Below are 15926 nucleotides of genomic sequence, written 5' to 3'. Positions count from 1 at the left end.
CTTGACGCACCCTACAAAAGATGCGCATGCCCACGCCCGTGGATGGCGGATTTCCGAGCCCGGCGCGCGCTTCGGCCGGATGAGCCGGTTTTTTTCCCGTGAGCGGCCGACGATGCGGCTGACGCCCCATGGCTACAGCCTCTCGGTGCTCCGCAAGTTCGTCCGCTCCGCTGCCCGCGAGCCCTCCGTCCGCGAGGCGTCGCCGACTTGGCCGATGTGAGCATCAGCGGCCGGCTGCTCGACCGTATCGCCCGCGAGTTCGGCGAGCAGTTGCGGGCGGTGCGGGATGAGCGGGCGGAGCGATCCCAAGCCGTCACGCTCGAGCCGCGCGTCGCGACGCGACCGGCCATGGCGGTCGTCGAGGTCGACGGCCCCGGGGCCAACGACGCGGCCTGGCGAGAGGAGAAAGGTCGCGATCCTGGCGACGAAATCCCACGTCGTCTCGGGGGGCGACCCCGAGCCGGTTCTGCCGGCCTGTTTCCGCGACCGGGCCCACGTCGAGAAGGTCGTCGGGGCCATCGGCGGGACCGTGCCGAAGGGACCGCCGGCCCCCAAATCCGGCGGCCTGGCCCGCTGCCGCCTCCCGGGCCAGGGCCCGCGGGCTGCGGCGGACGAACCGGCTGCGGCCCATCGGGTCGCCGCCGGTCTGCGGACCGACAATCGTCACGAGTAGCGGGACGATCTCCGGCGACTTTTCTCGAGCGAGGGTCGTCCTCCGCCGGGAAGTCGGACGCGGTTGGCGGGGCGACCCTCGCGGGTGCTGGCCAGCTCCCCGCGAGCCCGGCGGATCGTGTCGATGTGCAGGCCGGTGACCGCGGAGATGAAGCGGTCGCCGCCGTGGCCGATCCGGGCGCTATCGACCGCGGCGAACCAGCACCGCTGCTGCTCTTCGAGCCGGCTCAGGAGCAGGTTCATCGTGTACCAGAGACCTGGAACCTGTTCGTGGACGGCCCCTTAGGCGAGCACGATTCTAGCCTTGGACTCCCCGACTCCTTTCAGGGCATTGCGCGTGTCGACGATCAGCCCGGCGTGCTGGGCAATCCACTGCCAGTCGTAAGCGGAGTGATCCGTGGACACCAGGAGGCAATCACGCGAGCGCAAGTAATCAGCAGTCAGCTCCTGGCTTGCCATGCGTAGATCGGGATAGTGCCGCATCGAGGGAAGGACCGGGATATGCGGATCGTTGTACTCGACGATGGCGTTCTTCTGGAGCAGCCGTTCCATCAGCTCGAATCCGGGGGATTCTCGGGGGTCGTCCACATCCTTCTTGTACGCCATCCCCAAGATCGTGATCTTGCTTCGGTTGATGGGCTTCCCATCCTCATTCAAGGCATCTGCAATCTTGTTGACGACGTAGGACGGCATGGAGGTGTTGACTTCGCCGGCCAATTCGATGAAACGGGTCGCCATGCCATGCTTCCGGGCCGCCCAGGTCAGATAGAAGGGATCGATCGGGATGCAGTGGCCTCCCAGGCCGGGCCCCGGGTAGAACGCGCTGAAGCCGAACGGCTTGCTCTTCGCCGCCTCGATGACCTCCCAGACGTTGATCCCCATCCGGTCATAGAGCATCTTGAGCTCGTTGACCAGCGCGATGTTGACGGCGCGGTAGGTGTTCTCGAGTATCTTGCAGGCCTCTGCGACTTCGGGACTTGAGACCGGCACGACCCGGACGACAACCTTGGCGTAGAGTGCGGCGGCCAGCTTGAGACTCGTCGGGTCGAGTCCGCCGACGACCTTGGGGATGGTCGGGGCGGAGAATTGTGGGTTGCCGGGGTCTTCTCGCTCGGGGCTGAAGGCCAGGAAGAAGTCCTCTCCGGCTTTCAGGCCCCGGGCCTCGAGCAGAGGTAGGACGACCTCTCGGGTCGTGCCGGGGTAGGTGGTACTCTCCAGGATGACGAGTTGCCCGGGCCTGAGCCGCGACGCGATGGACCTCACGGAATTGACGACGTACGTCAGGTCGGGCTCGCGTGACTCCGTTAGAGGGGTCGGTACGCAGATGATGATCACGTCCGGCTCATCCAGCCGGTAGAGCGAGTTAGTCGCCTCGAAGCGGCGCTCCCTCATGCGAGAAATCACGTCGTCCGGGATGTGACCGATGTAGCCCTCTCCCCGGTTGAGCTTCTCGATCTTGGCTGGGTCCGTATCGAAACCCAAAACCGCGATCCCCATGTCGGTGAACGCTCGCGCCAGCGGAAGGCCCACGTAGCCAAGACCTATGACCCCCACACGCACCTTCCCGGACTCGATCTTGCTCATCAGGTCGTGCTGTCGAGATCCGGAGCCGGTCGATTTCGGGTCGATCATTGATTTTCCCTCTTAAGTGCACATGTACCGATCATTGGTATTGACGACCAGGGAGTATTCGCCACTCCTCGCCCAACCCGACAGGTCGCGAACCCTCCGTCCGAGCCGGAAGCGTCAGCAACGGATACCCAGGCCAATGCGAAAGTGAGAACGATCGCGACGAGTCGAGACGAGGCCGCGGCGGATTGGGGATTTTCAAGGAAGACCGACGCTGACGCTTCCGTCTCGGACGGAGGAGCGCTTCCGCCGCAGGTAACCGTCTCGGAGTGGTCGGGTTGAGAGAAAAGTCTCGAGAATTCCCTCGCTCCGCGATCGCTCGGGCAAAAAAACACCCAACCTTGCGATCTTGCTCAAGACGTGAGGCAGAACGCCGGTAATCCCTCCGAACGCTCGATCAACCTTCTGGCCAGATCAATCCCCCGCACGAACGAGAAATCGGCCATCAGGCTGGCAAGACGGCGCTGGCCACGCCGGATCCCGACATAAGTTCGGAATCGGCTCAATCCCCTCAACGGCAGGGCGGGCTGGTCCGGATCGAACTCCCAGGGATGAAAATAGAGCATTGAGCCGATGCATTGTCGATCCCGCCGCGAAAATGCGAGCGCCAGCCAGGTCAGTGGATACGGGAGGAGCCGGAAGTAGCCCCCGCCGCCGATAGGAACGTTCAACCTCCCGAGCCCCAGCGTTGCCGGTGGGATCTCGAGAATCTCCCGCTCGACTCCCCGGACCTGGAAAGGGTGACGGGGTGCGTCTGGTACGCCATACCTGTCATGATGCACTGGATAAATGGACGAGTCATAGAGGAATCCAGCTTCCGCAAGCACGTCGATGGCCCATGCCGTCCGACGGACGATGCTGAATGTCGGCGCCCGATACCCCAGAACGGGCGTCCCTGATGCCTGCTCGAGAGCATCCTTGCTGCGACGGATGTCCTCCACAAACTGAGGCCGGTCCATGGTGAGTATGCGCCTGTGATCCCAACCATGGCTGGCAACCTCATGGCCCGCGCCGGCGATTGCGCGAATCAGCCCGGGGTCGCCTTTGGCGATCTGGCCGAGGATGAAGAAAGTCGCCCGGATGTTCCGACTCGCGAGTTTCTCGAGGAGCCAGTCCGTCGTCCGGGCCATCCGGCGCCGGTACACCACCTGGAGCGACGGAGGGACGTCCAGCCCGGCCGCGGCCTCGATCCGGTAGTGCTCCTCGATGTCGAGGCTCAAGACGACGGGTAAGGCTCCATTCCCGACCGGCTTCGCGGGGCCGGGCCGCGATTCCTCGAGAGCCGGCCTCGCGATCGCGGGGCTCATCTCCTCTTTCATCGTCGGGCTCCCTTGTGCGTGACGCTTCATGACGCGGTCGCTCGATACCATTCGACGTATCGGGCTATCCCCTCGGCGAGTGAGGTCCTTGGCACGTATCCAAGTTCGGCCGCAGCCTGGCTGGTGTCGGCATACGTCTGTTGGACGTCCCCCGCCTGCTCGGGCAGGCGTTGGACCACCGGCTCCTTCCCCAGCGCCGCGCCGATCGCCTTGATCAGCCGATCCAGCTCGACGGGGTTCGAGTTCCCCAGGTTGTACAGATGATGGGCCCGGCATCGGTCGATCGCCCGGACGATGCCGTCGACGATGTCCTCGACGAACGTGTAGTCGCGCCGGCTCGTCCCGTCGCCGTATATCGGGACGGGCTCGCCGCGATCGATCAGCCGAGTGAACTTGGCGATCGCCAGATCGGGGCGGTTGCGCGGCCCGTACGCGGTGAAGAACCGCAACCCTGTGACGGGCAGGCCGTGCAAGTGATGAAAGGTGTAGGCGAGCAGTTCGCACGCCTTCTTGGTCGCCGCGTACGGGCTGATGGGGCGGTCGACCGGGTCGGACTCGTGGAAAGGGGCGTCGGGGCGGTCGCCATAGACGCTCGAGCTCGACGCGTACACGAACCGAGGCCGAGGCTGGAGCCGGCAGGCAGCCTCGAGCCATCGGACAGTGCCGGTCACGTTGACATCGGCGTAGAGTCCCGGCGCCTCGATGCTGGGCCGCACCCCCGCTCGCGCGGCGAGGTGAACGATCACATCCGGGCGGAACTCTTCCACCAGAACCTGGGCCTCGAACCCGTCGCGGATGTCCCGCTCAGCCAGCCGGCACCGCGGGTTCCGCAAGGCCATGGTCAGGTTCGCCTCCTTGACCTCCCGGGAGTAGAACGGGTCGAAGTTGTCCACGACGAGGACGTCCGCGCCGTCGGCCAGCAGCCGGTCGACCAGGTGCGACCCGATGAATCCGGCCCCTCCGGTGACGATCGCTCGCATTACTCTCCCCTCCCCGGAAACCAGAACGAATCACCATCCTCGCGGCCCACCCGTGCCTGCGTTCGCTTCACGGCCGAACTTCCCTCCGAACGTCGAGATCGCTCGTTTTTTCAGCAATCCTGCGTGATTCGATGATGGTGTGCTTGTGGGACTTCCATCAAGATAGAACGGATCACATCGAAATGGAAGGATGTGCCAAGAAACGACCTATTCACGCACGCCAGGCTGACAAGAAACCTCGAGTTCCGGGATTGCCGATCGACGTCGCAAGGTTTTGGCGGGATGAATGAGGAGCCGTTGACCATAGCATAGATAAGGTCTATGCATAAATAATCAAACTTGATAATTGCTTTCTAGTTTATTGACGCGGATTCTCTTCATCTGGCTTGGACGAGTCAGCTTCGTTAACGGATACGATGCTCTCGGACCAGGACTCATCGAGCCGTTCGCGCGACGACTGCACCCGGGGCTTAACTGCGGGATTGCCCGGCACTCGGGAAGCGGGGCGACCGGGGCGGGATGGGGACAGTTGTGGCCCGGTGCCGGACCGGTCTGGCGAACTCGAGGGTGCCTTCATTCGAGCTTGGTGCTCACGGACGACGGCTTCGAACGTGAGCGATGCGAGAAAGCGGGCGGCGGAGTCAGGTAGGGGCTTGCCGGGTTGTGAAGTGACGGTCAGGGCATAGTAGAAAGAACCGCGCATGAAGTGGCGAGTTCGTAAAGTCGCGGCGGCCTGGTGCGGGGGCGAAGGAGGCACGTACGTGAGGTCATCGCCGATGACACCATCCACGACGATCGGTGACTCCTTGATGAGTCGAGTTCCTACCGTGAGATAGCGCGGCTTGAGGAGATCGAGCTGGGGAAGAATCTGGTTGGGAGGGATTGCTCGGGGGGCACGAATTCGCTGAAGCCGGTAGTCCACGCCATCGACCGAGCAGGAGTAGGAAAGGATCTCGAGCGGGCCCTCGGTGCCGCGGGCATTTCGCGTCTCGCGATCCGGTCTCGACGGCATCGAGAAGGCGATGTCGCCATCGGGTGAACGAATGATGTCCCAGACCTCCCGTTCAGAGATGGTGCCGGCCCGACCTGGAGCTGGCTGCGAGGAGAGGAAAAGGAGCAATGTCAGGCTCAATGACATGCAGCACATTGACCGAATCCCCCCAGGTCAATTCGTGAGAGCACGCACGTGGCATCCTGGAAACATCATGGTTCTTACTCTGAAATCTCGTCCGACATCCCAGACTCTGGAACGATGAGTCGTATGCCGTGGTCGGGCCCATCATGCCGACAACGATGTCTAGATGCTCAATAGCTCATACGGGGGCAATCCTGAGGGCTCGACTCGGACATCGAGTCTCGCAACGCTCCGGTCATGCTGACGACCAATCATCAAGACAAGACACATTGATTGGGAATTAAATGAAAGTGCGACGATTTTTTGTCTTGACGGCCAGCTTTCGGGTGCGGAATAATGTCGGCCTCTGGTCCAAGACGGGCGATCTATCTTCTGCGGTACTTCAGCGACGTTTTCTCGTCTCCGCAGAGGCCTGCGAAAGCCAAGGACCGTCGCGGATCGTGTGGCGACGAAAGGGCCGGTCGCGATCGGCGGCCTCCGTCGGGCGCACTCGGGATGGAGATACGGTGAGCCTCCTCGCGCCATGGCTGGGCAAGACCGGATGGAGGCGGCCGGTTGTCAGGATTGGGTCGCCGGACCCGATTGCGTTGAATGCGGCCATGCCGGTGGAGGTGGACGCGGCTGATCAGCAAGAGATGGGGAGAAGACCGGGGCCCTTGCAGTGATGCGGCAAATCGAGTCTACAGCGAAGTGGCAGGCCGGGAGGATGGGCACGCGTTGATCCGGCGGCAGTAGCGATTCGGTATCAAGGCTGGAAAAGCGGCCGAGGGCCGCGTTCGGTTGGGAAAGGTCGGCGTCGGGCCAGCTCCGCCGCACGAACTGATCTTCGTCCATGCGCAGATCGCCGGACGGTCTCCTGGTGGGCCGTCTCGAGAGCATCAAGGGCACCATGCGGATGTACCTGATTCATGCCACGATTTCCCCGGCTCCGCCGACCGAGCCAGCATTTCGATGCGTCACCATGGGCCTCATCCGATCCGCCCGTGCCTTACTGGGGCCCGGTTCGTAGGTACGGGCCCGGACGACGCGGTCCATCGCCACAGGGCTGTCCCGGTCGCATAAAAAAAGAAAGATCGCTTTTGCAAACGGAGCATCTTGAATCTAGGGTTCTCTTGATTGGAGGGGATGGAGTTCCCCCACAGGCCCGGTTCGGTGATGAACCCCTTCCGAGCTCGGGATCGACCCCCGTCCCCGCATACACGCCGTGAGATCTCACCTCCGGGGAATCCCTCCGACTGGAGCTCGCCGCCCATGTGGTCTAGCCACCTTCCGCGCCACAGCAGCGATTCACGCATCCAGAGTGTCGGCGCCGCAAGGACCCGATCTCGCCGTGACCGGCCCCGACCGCGATTCGAGGTCCTCGAGGACCGTCAGCTCCTGAGCATCGCTGGCTCGCTTCAGTTCGATTTCGGCCCGACAGGCTATGCCGTGGCTCCTGGCTACACCGGGGCCTCCAATGCGGCTTACAGCACAACCACAGGATTTGGTTGGCAGAGCAGCAACGGCGTCTACGGGGGAGGTGACTGGTGGCCCAACTCCAACCCCGTGACCAGCGACTTCGCCTACTCGAACAATGCCACGTTCCTGGTTGACCTGCCCAACGGGACCTACACCGTGGCTCCAACGCTGGGCAGGCTGACCGCCTCGCAGAGCCAGGTGGCCGTCTGGCTCAACGGGCAGCAGGTCGCCTCGGGCATCGCCACGTCGCCCGGGCAATTCATCACGCCGGCCTACCAGGTCAAGGTCACCGGTGGGCGGCTCGCTATGCAGGTTCAGAACCTGAACCAGAGCTCTTCCTACTTCTGGCTCGACGGACTGTCGATCCTTCCAGGGACCGTGCAGGTGCCGATGGCCAGCGCAGGGTCAGCGATCACAACGGATGTTGGCGCTGCGGTCGCCTTCAGCCAGGCAAAGGCCAGCGGCACTGGCCCGCTGGGCGTGAGCTGGTATTTCGGCGATTACGGAAGCAACTCGACACCGACGTCGAGCGGCTCTCTCCAACCGACCCATACCTACACCACGCCCGGCACCTACACCGCGATGCTCACGATAGTGGACGCGAACGGCCTCGTCTCGGCAAGTCCGGTGACCGTCAACGTGAACGCGGCGCCGACGGCGAACGCCGGCTCCAACCAGACGGTCAACGAGGGAAGCAGCGTGCCTTTCACCGGCACGTTGGCCGGTGGAACGGCCCCGTACACCTACACGTGGAACTACGGCGACGGCACCTCGTTCAGCGGGAACACCGCCACATACATCGGAACGGACACCGCGACGCAGGGGAACTGGAAGGGAGTCTACGGTCTCGCTGGCTACAACGTGCTGGGTGACGCTTCGAGCTATCCGTCCTACGCGGCCGTGACCCCTTCCGGCCATTGGTCCTACACGTGGGCCTCGTCCACGACGGACGTGCGGGCCCTTCAGAAGTCCGCGGCGGGTACGACCTCGCGGGTTGCCGCGTGCTGGTATGGCTCCTCATTCACGGTGGACGTGAATCTGACCGACGGCCAGGCTCACCGTCTGTCGCTGTACCTGATGGATTATGATACGACGAAGCGTTCGGAGCGGATCGACGTGGTCGATGCCTCGACCGGAGTGGTGCTGGATAGCCGGACGGTGAGCGGTTTTTCGGGCGGTCAGTACGTGAGCTGGAGCCTGGGCGGTCACGTCCAGTTCAAGGTGACGTGCCTGGCGGGTGCGAACGCCGTGATCGGCGGCCTTTTCATCGAGCCGGCGACGGCGACCTCACTCTCGGGCCCCCTGGCCCCCTCGCACGTCTATGCCGATCAGGGTACGTACACAGCGACTCTGACCGTGACTGATGCCCTGGGCCGTAGCGGTATCTCGAGCACGGTCGTGACGGTGGCGAACGTGGCGCCGACCGCGACCCTCAATGCGCCGTCGACCGGGACCGCGGGCACGCCGGTGACGTTCAAGGCCACGGCGACGGACCCGAGCCCGGCGGACACGGCCGCCGGCTTCACGTATGCGTGGAACTTCGGCGACGGCACGACCGGCACGGGCGCAACCCCGACGCACGCCTATGCCTCGGCCGGCAACTACACGGTTTCGGTGACGGCGAAGGACAAGGACGGTGGTGTGAGCACCGCCGTCACCAAGGTCGTGACGATCACGTCGGCCCTGGTCATCAGCGCAGGCACGCCTCTGGCGGGGAACGAGGGGTCTTCGATGACCTTGGTCGGGTCGGTTGCCGGCGGGACGGGCCCGTACACCTACACGTGGAACTACGGCGACGGCACCTCGTTCAGCGGGAAGACCGTCAGTGGGAACGCGGCCACCTACATCGGAACGGACACCGCGACGCAGGGGAACTGGAAGGGAGTCTACGGTCTCGCTGGCTACAACGTGCTGGGTGACGCTTCGAGCTATCCGTCCTACGCGGCCGTGACCCCTTCCGGCCAGTGGTCCTACACGTGGGCCTCGTCCACGACGGACGTGCGGGCCCTCCAGAAGACGGCGGCAGGTTCGACGACGCGGGTTGCCGCGTGCTGGTACGGCTCCTCTTTCACGGTGGACGTGAATCTGACCGACGGCCAGGCTCACCGTCTGTCGCTGTACCTGATGGATTATGATACGACGAAGCGTTCGGAGCGGATCGACGTGGTCGATGCCTCGACCGGGGTGGTGCTGGATAGCCGGACGGTGAGCGGTTTTTCGGGCGGTCAGTACGTGAGCTGGAACCTGGGTGGTCACGTCCAGTTCAAGGTGACGTGCCTGGCGGGTGCGAACGCCGTGATCGGCGGCCTTTTCATCGAACCGGCGACGGCGACCTCACTCTCGGGCCCCCTGGCCCCCTCGCACGTCTATGCCGATCAGGGTACGTACACAGCGACTCTGACCGTGACTGATGCCCTGGGCCGTAGCGGTATCTCGAGCACGGTCGTGACGGTGGCGAACGTGACGCCGACCGCCACTCTCAATGCGCCGTCGACCGGGACCGCGGGCACGCCGGTGTCGTTCAAGGCCACGGCGACGGACCCGAGCCCGGCGGACACGGCCGCCGGCTTCACGTATGCGTGGAACTTCGGCGACGGCACGACCGGCACCGGCGCGACCCCGACGCACGCCTATGCCTCGGCCGGCAACTACACGGTTTCGGTGACGGCGAAGGACAAGGACGGTGGCGTGAGCACGGCCGCGACATCCACCTTAACGATCACGTCTTCATCATCTCTGACGGTCAGCGCAGGCGGAGCACTCACAACCACTGAGAACACCAGCGTGACGTTCGCTGGCGCGGTCACTGGAGGATCCGCTCCATATACCGCCATGTACTGGAACTTCGGCGACGGTGCAACGGCAACCGGAACGCTCACTCCGACTCATACTTATGCCGACAACGGTATATACAACGTTGTCCTGGCCGTGACAGACAGCGCCGGCAGCACCGCCACTTCCACCATGGTGGTCAACGTCGCAAACGTCGCACCGACAGCCTCGATCTCCGGACCAACTAACGGAAATGTCGGATCGCCCGTGGCCTTCGTGGGATCGGCGAAGGATCCCAACACGGCTGACTTGCTCGCGGGGTTCGCGTATAATTGGGCCTTCGGCGATGGGACGACAGGAACGGGCCAGACCCCTTCACATAGCTACAGTTCGCCGGGCACCTACACCGTGGGCCTAACGGTCACAGACAAGGACGGAGGAACCAGCGTGCTATCCACAGCCACCATCGTGATTGTTGCGGCAACGGTGATTCCCATCGATGCGACGTGGCTTCAAGCTAACGGTCCCGCACCATACTACCTAACTAAACCGGGCGTGACCTACCAACTCCAGACGGATGTCACGACAAGCGGCACCGCATTCATCGCACTAGCCAGCGGCATTACCTTCGACCTCAATGGTCACACGATCACTTACTGCAATAGCTCGCCGATCGTGGTCCCGAATGGAGGATTCGAAACAGGAACCCCCGGTCAGGCTCCCCCAAGTTGGGATGTTTCTAACGCACCCGGGGCGACGATCAAGACCACGTCCACAGCAAACTGGCAAACCGGTTGGTGGGGCAACCAACTTCTCGAGATTCCGGGGATCACCGGCACGTCGACTATCGTCTCCAGTGCGATCACCATCCCCCAGGCTAACCGCGACTACACTGCAGTGATCAGCGTGAAAGTTCCCGCAGTGAACAACCAGGAAGCTACGGTGACGCTTTCCGTGATCGACACCGTGACCGGGGCAGTGCTTGGGAGTGCGAATTCGGCCTCGGCGACTCGTGGTTATGCTCCGGTAGTCACATTCACACCGACGACCACCAACGCCGTCAAGTTGAAGGTGGATGTCACGGCCGTGGGGGGCCAGACGTTCATCGCGGACGCCGACTATTCCATGCTCGTCCCTTCGGGCGACTATGGCGTCGTCGCCTCGCCTGATTACTGGAAATTCGGCACACAACTCCAAACTCCTTCGGTCTTGGCCAACGTGGGCCGTGTCCAGAATTTCACGATCGAGAACGGGACGATTGCCGCTGGCCAGGCCTTCGCATACGCCAACTCAGCACTTTTCCTGGAGGAGATGACCGGCGGTTTCACCGTGAAAAATGTTGCGATCTTCGTCAATGGCAATGATGCCTCGGGCATCGACGGATACTGGACAAACGGAGCCACGATCACCAACAGTACGATCACAGGCGGCATTCTCCGCATGACGAACCGCATGCACGACGGGCCGGCCATCGAGTTGCAGCGATCTCAAGGGGCGCTCAACATCCAGGGGAACCACATCAGCGGCAGTCTTGCGGGGGGGATCGTTGTCTCCGGGTATCAAAGAGCTTCGAGGACCAACTTTTCCTCGATCATTATCAAGAACAACGATATTCGCATTAGTGCACTAGTCACCGATAGTTACGCCATCGCGTTCGCCCCAGGAGTTGACTCGTTCGAGGTCGCAAACAACACGATCGTCCAGGTCAACGGCCGCGGTATCATGCTGGACGGCATTGACTCTGGGGTTATCACGAACGGGACGATCCACGACAATTCCGTCGATGTGCAGGAACATCCGTTCCTGGAGTACGGGCAGACCTCGATGGAAGCGACCGCCTTGCGGATCAGGGCGAGAGTTGGCACTGTAAGCAATATAAATATATACAATAACATGTTCTATGCTCATACTTCCGTGGACCAGGATTGGAGTGCGATCGGTGCAAGGCTCACGTTCTTGAATGGCTCAGGTCAGAACCAGAACTCGAATGTGATCCTGCAAAACAACACTTTCAAGGGGATCGTGTTGTCGCCAGCCCCCAACCTTTCGGGCCCCTACGCCTCCAGTGCTCTGGGGCTATCGATCTCCGGGCTCGATGCCGGTACCGGCCTGACTCTCATCGGCAACACTTTCGAGAGCAACGTGACGTCATTGAACATAGGTGACAACGACTCCTACGGGCTGCTAAATCAGGATGTCACATTCACAGGGAATACGATCGCCAAGTCAGCCAGCGGTGCGGCAATGACTTACACGAGCATTGCGGCCGGAAGCTGGGCAAATACTACACATAATATCCGCCTGATTAGTATGAACTACACCAACGGGGCGACGCCGAGGATCACATTCCTCGGCAATGCGGCAGAAGATGTCACGATCGGCTGGCAACTCAACGGCACGGTCACCGGTTCCTCTGGCAATGCGGTCTCAGGAGCCAACGTGAGCGTCTTCGATGGCAATAACAGATTGGTCTACTCCGGCACCAGCAACGCCGAAGGGCGGTTCACCGGCATCATGGTGCTCGCGACTCTGTACGCACAGCCGGGGGCCGATCCTTCCAAGGTCACGACTACCAACTTAGGCCCGTTCACGGTGAAGGTCACGGCGGGAAACAGGACTCAGTCCCAAGTAGTCGAACTGACGGGGAACCAGAGCATCGGCATCACGCTCTGACGACTCTCCAGGCTTGGATACCCCTCCTCTCAATCGATTGGAGTCGGCTCCTCTGCTAAGGGACAGGAGTGGCCGAGAATCTTGCCCACTCCTGGATCCTTGTCCGGCCCAACTCCCAGAGGAGCGCGACGCCAGCATACGCGATCGTACCTAAGAGGCCGACGCTCAGGAAGGACGTCCACGAATCGATCGGGAAGATATGGTTGAGTGAAAACCATGCAATGAAGACAGCTGCACCGAGGAGAGTCGGCTTCGCCCACGACAAGATCACATAGTCTCGAATCCGAATGTCTAGAAGTCGACATACCATGGCAATCACGAAAATGTTCGCCACCAGGTTCGGCACCGTCGTAGACAGAGCGACTCCTCGGATTCCGAGCGGGCGAATCAGGGCCAGGCTACCCAAGAGGTTCACGATCGCTTCCGATGACACTATGATTGAGAACATGGAAAGGCGTCCCAATCCATAAAGCACTCGAGCCGCGACGATCTGGGCCACGAAGGGCATTAGTGGTAAGGCCAATATGACAAGCACTGGGAACGATGAGGAGGCATGGTCTTGCCCCACCCACAGAGCAAGGAAGCACTTCCCCAATGTCAGGAGGCCAGCTTGCACAGGGGCCATGATCCAGAGCATCGCCCGAGTGCCCGTCAGAAATGATCGTTGGATCGCCCGAATGTCACCGGCCGCTTCATGGGCGCTGAACGCCGATGTGAAAGGCAATGTGAACGCCCGGACCGCATCCTTCGAATACTCCACCAATCGAGCGGCAATTACGAAGAACGTGATCCACTGGGGGGCCAGGAAGCCACCGATGACCAGGGCATCGGTCTGAAAGGAGATCCTGCCCGCGATCATGGCGACGAGAGCATAGGCACTGTTACCCCAGATTTCTCGGATCGACTTTCGGTTTACGGAACTGGCCAAAAAGCGAAGATCGGGAACGAGCCGGTGGATCACCGCGGCCATCATCAAGTTCTCGGCCTGGGTACAAGCGACGGTAACAAGTCCTACCGTGATCAGACCGTGCCCGGATCGGATGGCCGTCACGAGCAGGGCGGCCGAGACTAATGTCCAGGAAGTGCGGATCGCGACCTTGGTCGGGTATTGGCCAAGTGCATCGAAGAGCGTTGAGTAGACACCCAGTGGTAGGCTGAGTGCCATGTTTAGCCCAAGCAGGAGCAACAGGTAGCGAATTTCAGCCGAGAGGTCGGTGGGGACACCGAGTGGACGTTCCCAACCCAACGCGAGAACAAGGGTGATTCCGAACACAATCCAGCCGATGCCAGCGAACAGGATCAGGGTGGTGCTGTAGACTCGATTGAAGGATCGCCAATCCCGCTGGGCCTCAAATCGAGCCCCGAAACGGACGAGAGTCACGGCAAGTCCCAAATCAAACAGTGATAGATAGGCAATCACTGACTCGACGAGAGACCACATTCCATAGCGGCGATCCCCCAGGCCGTGTATCAGGATGGGTGCCATGAAGAAGGAGACGATGATCCTGGCGGCGAAGCCGAGCCAGTTGACTGCGGAACTGACCGCGAGTCGCGGACGTCGTCGTTGCGGAGCGGAGGCCATGCCGCCACGACCCGCCGAGGCTGTCCGCCGCTGCTCTCCGTCGAGAGGCGAGGCGCTATTTGTGATCTCTTGCTCCATGCTGTGCATCCACGCGCGAAGACCGCGAGCCAGGGGCTGCGGGAGACGGTCGTCGGTCAGGGTTACATTCGGCCAGATGATGACCCCTTAGCTGGCGAGGCTTCGTGCCGGGATTGATTTTTCCACGCGGACGGTTACTCCGTAGTTGTTGGTAGTATTCACGACGCAGCGTACAAATGTTGCGACTATTGGATTGAGACAACACTGATTTTGTGATCCGAGAATGCATTAGGAAGTTTGGATATACAGAAGCGATATTTCCCCGAAGGCTCCTGGGGTATCATTCCGACGAACTCGCAGTCGAATTTGCTTTCTTGCCCGAATCTTTGAGCCACGAGTTCCGCTATTCGGCTTAGACTCTCGGGTCCGAAGTCATCTCCCTTGACGATCCGAAATGTGAATCGATCGAACTCCTCCTGGATGATCTGTAGTTGAGCGATGCCGGGAACCAACATCGCAAAGTTCTCGGTCAAGGAGATTCCGGAAATGAGCTCTCCGTGTATCGTCGAGACGAAATCGGCCTCTCGTCCCTCGACCCTCTCGAGCAGGGGCATCCCGCGACCGCAAGAGCAAGGATGGTCGGCCCAACTGGCGACGTCCCCCACCTGGTAGCGGATGATTGGCATGGCGCGGTTGGTCAAGTCTGTCACGACCACCGAGCCCGGTTCACCCGGCCCCACGGGCCGGCCGTCCCGGATAAGTTCGACATAGACACCATCGCCATTGACGTGTAACCCTTCATGTCGCTCGCACTCGGAGGCGATCAGGCTTACTTCCTCGCACCCGTAGCGGTTTGTGACCTTGCAGGCGAAGGTGCCCTCGATCGCTTGCCGTTGCCAGTCGTGCAGGATCATGGCGCTGGTGATGACTCCCCGCGGGCGGATGGGCCCGAGGCCGCGCGAGTGGACGAACTCGGCAAACAGGTAGACGGAGTGCGCGTGGCCGAAGATCAGAGAGGGGGGGCGTCGAGTCAACTCGGCAGCGAACCGGGCCATCGTCTCCTCGTCCATCTTGAGTGTGTCGAGGTATCGGGCCCTCTCTAGCAGGGTGTTGCGGAGTCGGCCCCGCCAGCCCCGCTTGAGGTACTCGGGGTTTCCCCAGATCATCGCCACCGGCTCGCCGAATCGCCAGCCGCTGCGCTCGTCTGCGAGCAGCGTGCAAGCCCGCTTGAACTGCATGCTCGGCTCGTCAACCCACACCTCCAGCGACACCCCAGTCGAGCCAGATGTCGCCTTCCTCCTCAGGTCACGTCGATCATATCCACGAGCGATCAGCTCCGGTCCGTGCGCGCGGATGTCGGCCTTGGTCAGGACAGGGATGCTCTCGAAGTCATTCCAATCCTGGATCCGCTCCGGGTCGATGCCTGCGCCTGTCCAGACGGACTGATAGTATGGGACCTCATCGAAGGCGTGGCGGATCATTCCCCGCAGGACGTCCCACTGCTTCTTCTGGGCGACTGGAGCGGCCTCGTACTCCCGGTCCTTCAGCTCGCGGAAATGCCGGAGATAAGGGCTGCGCTCCCAGGCGGCCCAGAGCGGTCCGATGAACGCGCGTGCAACGGGGGCGTAGAAATCCATGGCAACTCGTCTCCACGATCCAGAAGGTCACGGGCTTTCGGGGGAACCCCC

At 61.9% G+C, this 15926-nt stretch carries 9 protein-coding genes; 2 read left to right on the top strand and 7 right to left on the bottom strand.

Annotation, left to right across the window (positions count from 1 at the left end):
- Nucleotides 1-220: hypothetical protein (locus G6O54_RS37455; RefSeq protein ID WP_205679039.1), on the top strand; the 220-nt coding region annotated here is incomplete at its 5' end.
- A 443-nt stretch (nt 221-663) separates the two neighbouring features.
- Here the strand turns inward: G6O54_RS37455 and G6O54_RS25530 are convergent.
- From G6O54_RS25530 to G6O54_RS25510, 5 genes are all read right to left on the bottom strand, one after another.
- The gene (locus G6O54_RS25530) at nt 664-915 is read right to left on the bottom strand and encodes a hypothetical protein (protein WP_165229502.1); all 252 of its coding nucleotides are present in this window, start codon (nt 913-915) and stop codon (nt 664-666) included.
- 39 nt (nt 916-954) lie between these two features.
- Entirely contained in the window at nt 955-2256 is a 1302-nt protein-coding gene (locus G6O54_RS25525; RefSeq protein ID WP_165229499.1) for a nucleotide sugar dehydrogenase, read from the bottom strand.
- Between the two features lie 398 nt (nt 2257-2654).
- The gene (locus tag G6O54_RS25520) at nt 2655-3620 is read right to left on the bottom strand and encodes an XrtA system polysaccharide deacetylase (RefSeq protein ID WP_250847080.1); all 966 of its coding nucleotides are present in this window, start codon (nt 3618-3620) and stop codon (nt 2655-2657) included.
- 26 nt (nt 3621-3646) lie between these two features.
- Nucleotides 3647-4600, bottom strand: coding sequence for a GDP-mannose 4,6-dehydratase (locus G6O54_RS25515; RefSeq protein ID WP_165229496.1), 954 nt, complete (start codon nt 4598-4600; stop codon nt 3647-3649).
- 358 nt (nt 4601-4958) lie between these two features.
- The gene (locus G6O54_RS25510) at nt 4959-5738 is read right to left on the bottom strand and encodes a hypothetical protein (RefSeq protein WP_165229494.1); all 780 of its coding nucleotides are present in this window, start codon (nt 5736-5738) and stop codon (nt 4959-4961) included.
- A gap of 1248 nt (nt 5739-6986) precedes the next feature.
- Between G6O54_RS25510 and G6O54_RS38660 the strand changes: the two genes are divergently transcribed.
- Nucleotides 6987-12638, top strand: coding sequence for a PKD domain-containing protein (locus G6O54_RS38660; RefSeq protein WP_165229491.1), 5652 nt, complete (start codon nt 6987-6989; stop codon nt 12636-12638).
- A 55-nt stretch (nt 12639-12693) separates the two neighbouring features.
- Here G6O54_RS38660 and G6O54_RS25500 read toward each other — a convergent pair whose 3' ends face one another.
- The gene (locus G6O54_RS25500; RefSeq protein ID WP_165229489.1) at nt 12694-14298 is read right to left on the bottom strand and encodes a lipopolysaccharide biosynthesis protein; all 1605 of its coding nucleotides are present in this window, start codon (nt 14296-14298) and stop codon (nt 12694-12696) included.
- A 185-nt stretch (nt 14299-14483) separates the two neighbouring features.
- Nucleotides 14484-15875: a phenylacetate--CoA ligase family protein gene (locus tag G6O54_RS25495; RefSeq protein ID WP_165229486.1), complete on the bottom strand. Its 1392-nt coding sequence runs from the start codon at nt 15873-15875 to the stop codon at nt 14484-14486.
- Nucleotides 15876-15926: the final 51 nt, after the last annotated feature.

This window comes from Aquisphaera insulae, from assembly GCF_011064615.1.
Lineage (GTDB): Bacteria > Planctomycetota > Planctomycetia > Isosphaerales > Isosphaeraceae > Aquisphaera > Aquisphaera insulae.
This window is presented reverse-complemented; position numbering and strand designations above follow the sequence as displayed.